This window comes from Streptomyces thermocarboxydovorans, assembly GCF_039524635.1.
Taxonomy (GTDB): Bacteria; Actinomycetota; Actinomycetes; order Streptomycetales; family Streptomycetaceae; genus Streptomyces; species Streptomyces thermocarboxydovorans.
The window spans coordinates 1-6,155 of the sequence record NZ_BAAAGU010000118.1; the positions used below are offsets into that span (position 1 = coordinate 1).

A 6,155-nucleotide genomic window follows, 5' to 3' on the forward strand; every position below is an offset into this window, starting at 1 on the left:
TGGACGAAGACCGCCGACGAGATCCTCGACAAAGTCGCCGCCTACTGCCGACGAATCTCCGACTCAGGTCACTAGCTCGCGGTCACTGAACTCCACGTTGAGAGCTGGCATGGCTTCACGGTACCGCTCGGGTACTGGGTCGTAAATAGCCCCAGGTCACAGGGGATACGCAGCGGTACCTGCCGGGTGCGGGCGGTGAGGCACGCATGAGACCCGCGTCACACGCCCGCCCGGGTGTGTCACATGCTGACGCACATGATGCGGCACGTCTTCACCGGCTCCTTCCCGACCGCGAGCACCACTGCCTGGACCGGCCGCGCAACCGTCCCGTCCGCACCGGCATCGGCGCGGCCTGGATCAGCCCGTATCCGGTGCTGCTGGCGGGCGGCGGCAACGACCTCGTGGCCACCCGGCTCCATCTGTCGATCAACACGGTCACCTGGGCGGTGCGCGTCGCGGTGTTCGTCGTCCCGGCCGTGGTCTTCGTGATCACCCGCCGCATCTGCCTCGGGCTGCAGCTGCGCGACCTCGAACTCGTGGAGCACGGCCGGGAGACCGGGGTGATCAAACGGCTGCCGCACGGCGAGTACGTGGAGGTGCGCCGGCCGCTCGACCAGGCCCGGAGGTACACGCTGACCGCGCACCCGGCAGCCCGCCGCGGCGGTGGAGCGGGCCCGGACCGGCCCTCCGCCCGAGACACCGTCCGGACCGGATCCGGAGTCCGGCTGACGCGGGGACGACCGACGGTCGCGCGGGCCGCGTCCCCGGGTCGGGTGGTACTCCGGAACCACGCGCGCTCCCGACACACTAGGCTGGAACTCAGGCGATACACCGGTTCACGGTGAGTGTGCGCGATGGAGTGGCGACGATGAGTCCGGACGACCCGTTCGACGATGCCGAGACGGCCCGGGCCGTGATCGCCGCCGACGGCACCCTCACGCAGTGGAACGAGGGTGCGCGGCTGCTGCTGGGCCACAGGGCGGAGGAGGTCGTCGGCCGCCCGGCCGCCGAGCTGCTGGCCGAGGAGGAGCCCACGCCGCGGCCCCCGGTGGGCGCCCGGTGGAGCGGCACCCTCACCCTGCGGCACCGGGACGGCACCACTGTCACCGCCTGGATCCTGGCCCACCGCAGGGACCCGGACGGGGAGGGCCCCGGGGACTGGCTCGCGGTGTCGCCGCTCAAGCCCCCGGACGACGAGCAGACCGACGATCCGCTGGTCCGGGCGGCCGTGTCCCAGTCGCCCTGCGCCACCATGGTGTTCGACGAGCATCTGCGGCTGCGCGGGGTCAACGACGCGATGGCCGAGCTGCTCGGGCTGCCCGCCGAGTACCTGCGGGGCCTGAGGCCCACCGACGTGGGCGGCCGGCACCAGCACACCGAGCTGGAGCAGAACCTGCGCCATGTGCTGCGCACCGGGCGGCGGCACGACATGGAGACCTTCATGAAGGCCACCGGCGAGACGCGCGCCCACGCCTGGCTGGCCAGGATGGCTCCCCTCACCGACCAGGCCGGCCGGGTGCGGGGGGTGTGCGTGACGGCCCACGACTTCACCGGCCAGTACCGGGCGAGAGAACGGCTGCAGCTGGTCAACGAAGCCAGCATCCGCATCGGCACTACCCTCGACGTCACCCGCACCGCCCAGGAGCTGGCCGAGGTCTGTGTGCCCGCGCTCGCCGACTTCGTCAGCGTCGACCTGCTGGAGCCGCAGGAGCCGGGCAGTGATCCCGTCAGCCCGCTGAACCCGCCCGTCGTCCTGCGCCGGGTCGCCCATCACTCCGTCATCCCGGGCAGCCCCGAGTCGGTCGCCGACACCGGTGAGGTGGTGGTCTACCCGGCCGCGGCGCCCCAGGCGGACTCGCTGATCGCGGGGCACAGCATCATCGCCTCGGTGTCCACCGGCGATCTCGACCCGTGGCTGCAGGCGGACGAGGTCCGGGCCGCCCAGATCGAGCGGTTCGGCGTCCACTCGATGCTGTCGGTGCCGCTCCAGGCGCGCGGCACCACGCTCGGCGTCGCCGCCTTCACCCGCTACCGGCGCCCCGAGGCGTTCACCCATGACGACGTGCTGCTGGCCGAGGAGGTCAGCGCACGCGCCGCCGTCTGCATCGACAACGCCCGCCGCTACTCCCGCGAGCGCGAGACGACGCTGACCCTGCAGCGCAGTCTGCTCCCCCGTCGTCTGCCGAGCACGGCCGCCGTGGAGGCGGCCTCCCGCTATCTCCCGGCCGCGCGCTCCGGGGTGGGCGGCGACTGGTTCGACGTGATCCCGCTGTCCGGGATGCGGGTGGCGATGGTGGTCGGGGACGTCGTCGGGCACGGCATAACGGCCTCGGCGACCATGGGCCGGCTGCGCACGGCCGTGCGCACCCTCGCCGACATCGACCTGGCCCCGGAGGAACTCCTCACCCACCTCGACGACCTGGTGCTGCACCTGTCGCAGGAGTCGGGAGACGGCAGCCCGGGCGAGATCGGCGCGACCTGTCTGTACGCGGTGTACGACCCGGTGTCGCGCCGCTGCACCCTGGCGCGGGCCGGGCATCCGCCGCCCGTGGTCATCCCGCCCGACGGCCCCGCCCGGCAGCTCGACCTTCCCACGGGGCCGCCCCTTGGACTCGGCGGGCTCCCCTTCGAGTCCACCGAGATCGACCTGCCCGAGGGCACCGTGCTCGCCTTCTACACCGACGGACTGCTCGAGTCGCGCACCCGGGACGTGGAGGCCGGCCACACGCTGCTCTGTGAGGCGCTGGCGCACGCGCCCTCGGGCCCGCTGGACGAGACCTGCGACCGGGTGCTGCACACACTGCTCCAGCCGGGCGGCACGGCGGACGACGTGGCGCTGCTGGTCGCCCGCACCCACGGGCTGCCGTCCTCCCAGGTCGCCACCTGGGACATCCCCGCCGATCCGGCGCTGGTCGCCCCCATCCGCAAGCAGGTCCTGGACCAGCTCGGCGTCTGGGCGCTCACCGACGCCTCCTTCACGGCGGAGCTGGTGGTCAGCGAACTGGTCACCAACGCCATCCGGTACGGCGCCCCGCCGATCCGGCTGCGGCTGATCCACGACGGCTCCACGCTGATCTGCGAGGTGTCCGACACCAATCACACCGCGCCGCATCTGCGCCGGGCCAAGACCTGGGACGAGGGCGGCCGGGGGCTGCTGCTGGTCGCCCAGCTCACCCAGCGCTGGGGCAGCAGACACACCGCGGAGGGCAAGACCATCTGGGCGGAACTCGGGGTACTGGAGGAACAGTGAGCGCGGGCCCGCCGCACCGCGTCCGGGCCCCGGTGAGAGAGGTGGACCATGGCATACGCACGGCGCACGGTGTGGCGCGCGAGCGCGGTGGCGGTGCTCGGCACCCTCGCGGCCTGCGGCACCCAGACCAGCGGCGCGACCCCTGCTCCCTCCGCTCCCGCCGGGCGGAGTTCGGTCTCCTCCCCTCCACCGGCCGTGCCGAGCGACACCGTCGCCGCGTCCGTGCGCTCCGCCGCGCGTTCCCCCGCCACGGGTGCGGCGGAGCGGTCCGAGCCGGCCGAGGCGTCCCGGTCGGCGGCGTCGTCTGCGCCGTCTACGAGCTTGCCGTCCACGAGCCGCTGCCGGACGTCCGAACTGAGCGCGAGCGTCGGCCGGATGGATCCGGGGGCCGGGCAGCGCAACTTCCCGGTGGTGCTGACCAACGCCTCCTCGCGCACCTGCACGGTGTACGGCTATCCGGGTGCCGCGTTCGTGGACGCGGCCGGACGGCAGCTCGGCCCGGACCCGGTGCGCACCCCCGGCGAGCCGCGCAGGGTGACGCTGGCGCCCGGCGAGAGCGCCTGGGCCGGACTGCGCTATTCGAGCCCCGAGATCTCCGGCGCCCGCACGGCCCGGCCGGCCGCGCTGCTGGTCACCCCGCCGGACGAGCGGGAGCCGCTGCGGGTGCCCTGGAAGGCCGGTGAGGTACCGGTCGCGGGCAACTCCTCCAAGGTGTTCCTCACGGTGCTGCAGCCCGGCACCGGGCCCTGACACAAGGGGCAGGATCAGCGGCGCGGGCGGCCGGTGAGCCGGGCCGGGCCGGTCGGCCCGGTGTCCCAGTGGACGGCCTTCAGGCGGGGGTCGGCCGGGACGGCGGTGCCGAGCGTCCAGCGCTGGGGGCCGTCGTCGGTGCGGACCTTCAGGACGAGGGCGCCCGAGCCGTCGGTGGCGGCGGGGGCGAGCGCCAGCCGCTGGTCGGAGCGGGGCACGAGGGTGCCCTGGACGGTGTAGTCGTAGCGCACGTCGTCGGTGATCCGGCCCGAGCCGCCGGTGCAGGCACCGAGGCGCACCTCGTAGCCGATGCCGGAGTCGAGGCACAGCTCGGGGTCGGCGGCGTTGTGCAGCCGCCCGTCGGTCTCGTACGTCCACAGCTGGTCGTCGGAGCCGGAGCAGCGGGCGAGCACGGCCTCCGCGCCGGTGACGGCCCGCCCGCCCGCGAGCCCGACGCACAGACCGGAGGCGGTGTTGCGCAGCGGCCCGCGCAGGGCGCCCTCGATGACCCGGCCGGTGCCGATCCAGGACGGGTCACCGCCGCCCGGCGGGCTCGCTCCGGCCCCCGGTGTACGGGAGGCCGGGCCGCCGGCGCGCGGCGAGGTGCCGCCGGTGTCGTCGTCGGACCCGAGGACGGCCCACAGGACGAGCGGGAGGACGATCAGGCCGCTGAGACCGAGCACACCGGCGACGAGGTGGCTCCGGCGGACGGCTCTGCGGCGGGGAGCGGCGTGCCGGGGTCCCGGTGCGGGGTGGTCGCGCCGGGCCGGCGGGCCGGTGCGGCGGGGCGCCGGGAACGAATCGGACGACTGCCCCGGAAACGGCTCGGCAATGGGGTGCGAAAAGGACTCGGCATGCCGCGAACGGTCCGTTTCCGCACCGAATTGGTCGAACGCTTCCGCGCCCGCACCCGGGAATTCCACGATGTTTTCGAATGTGCGCTCGCCGGTGAGATCCCCGGCGGCCATCGCGATATCCATCAGGTGCCGGGCCGGCGGTATACCGCCCGGCCGGGCCGGCTCGTCGGCCGCCCGGGCCCTGCTCGTGACGTAGTCCCGGGCGCGCCAGCCGAGGACCGCCTCCGCCAGGGCGGTGCCGATCCCGTCGTTGAAGCGGGTGAGCTGGTCCGCGGCGTACCGGCAGTGGGTGCAGCTCTGCAGGTGCCGGCGCAGGTCGGGGTCGAGGGCGACGCCGGTGCGGCGGCAGCTGACGTCCAGCATGCGCAGATAGCTCCGGCACTCCTGGTCCGGGGCGAGTTCGCGGTGCAGCTGGAGGCATTCGTCCCGGAACCGGGCCTGGGCGCGCTCCAGTTGCAGCCGGGCGTTCTCCTCGTCGGTGCCGAGCAGCCGGGCGGGCACGGCGAGCGGTTCGGACTCGGCCTCGGCGTGCCACAGCAGGCACCGCGCGGACTCGTTCAGCCGCTGGAACGCCCCGGAGAGCAGGCGGCGTTCGGGGCGCGGCAGCAGCAGCGCGGCCAGCCGCCCGGGGTCTCCGGCGGCGGCCCTGAGGGAGGGGTGGAGCAGGTCCCGCCGGTCGTCGGCGTGCCACTCGGCGGCGATGCGCCGGACGGTGACGAGCAGCCGTGGGCGCCAGGCGGAGGTGGGGCCGCTGAGCCGCATGGTCTCGCCGAAGAGCCGTGTGAACGCGGCGGTGGTGAGCATGCCGGCGGCGCGGGCGCCGCCGGTGCACAGGCCCGCGTAGGTGAAGGCCGCCTCCCAGTGCCGGTCCAGCAGTTCCCCGACGGGGTGCAGCGCGGGTGCGGCCCCCGTCCAGTTTTTGAGCTCGGCGCTCAGCTGCTCGTCCGTGAGACCGTAGGAGCGGGACGAGTCCGGGGAATCGGACGGGCCGGTGCGCTTCACGGCTGCGTTCCTCTCGGGGACGTTCAAGAATGCATTGTCTGCACGCCGACGGCGTCACACCTTTGCACAGTACGGCGAGAGGGAACAAGGGATTCCACGGTTTCTCCTCCGCCCCCCGCAGCCCTGTGTTCATTGACTTTTTGTCAATGCCATTCGGATGCCGGGAATTCGCGCCCGCAGGAAAAACGGTTGTCCGGGGGCCGGCCGGAGCCGCAGGATCCCCGTTATGGTTTCCGCGGTCCTGCAAGAGGGCCGCTGGCCTCCGGGCCCGGCATGACTGTGTCCCCCTGTCGATC

General features: G+C 73.7%; 3 protein-coding genes and 1 pseudogene. 3 read left to right on the forward strand and 1 reads right to left on the reverse strand.

Features of this window, described 5'->3' with window-relative positions; translation table 11 throughout:
• Positions 1–290: 290 nt before the first annotated feature.
• The 3 genes and pseudogenes from ABD198_RS30195 to ABD198_RS30205 form a co-directional block, all read left to right on the forward strand.
• Positions 291–845 (forward strand): annotated as a pseudogene (locus ABD198_RS30195) (cytochrome bc1 complex cytochrome b subunit); the annotation flags it as partial.
• Positions 846–868: 23 nt separating this feature from the next.
• Positions 869–3,250 carry a SpoIIE family protein phosphatase gene (locus tag ABD198_RS30200; RefSeq protein WP_344007875.1) on the forward strand — a complete coding sequence of 794 codons (2,382 nt, stop codon included), beginning with the start codon at positions 869–871 and terminating at the stop codon, positions 3,248–3,250.
• Positions 3,251–3,298: 48 nt separating this feature from the next.
• On the forward strand, positions 3,299–4,000 hold the full coding sequence (locus ABD198_RS30205) for a DUF4232 domain-containing protein (RefSeq protein WP_344007879.1): 702 nt from the start codon (positions 3,299–3,301) through the stop codon (positions 3,998–4,000).
• A 14-nt stretch (positions 4,001–4,014) separates the two neighbouring features.
• On the opposite strand, the gene ABD198_RS30210 is transcribed toward ABD198_RS30205, so the two are convergent.
• On the reverse strand, positions 4,015–5,859 hold the full coding sequence (locus ABD198_RS30210) for an RICIN domain-containing protein (RefSeq protein ID WP_344007881.1): 1,845 nt from the start codon (positions 5,857–5,859) through the stop codon (positions 4,015–4,017).
• Between the last annotated feature and the right edge of the window lie 296 nt (positions 5,860–6,155).

Coding starts and splice junctions, on each gene's coding strand:
- ABD198_RS30200 (WP_344007875.1), top strand. CDS start 869: ATGAGTCCGGACGACCCGTTCGACGATGCCGAGACGGCCCGGGCCGTG.
- ABD198_RS30205 (WP_344007879.1), top strand. CDS start 3,299: ATGGCATACGCACGGCGCACGGTGTGGCGCGCGAGCGCGGTGGCGGTG.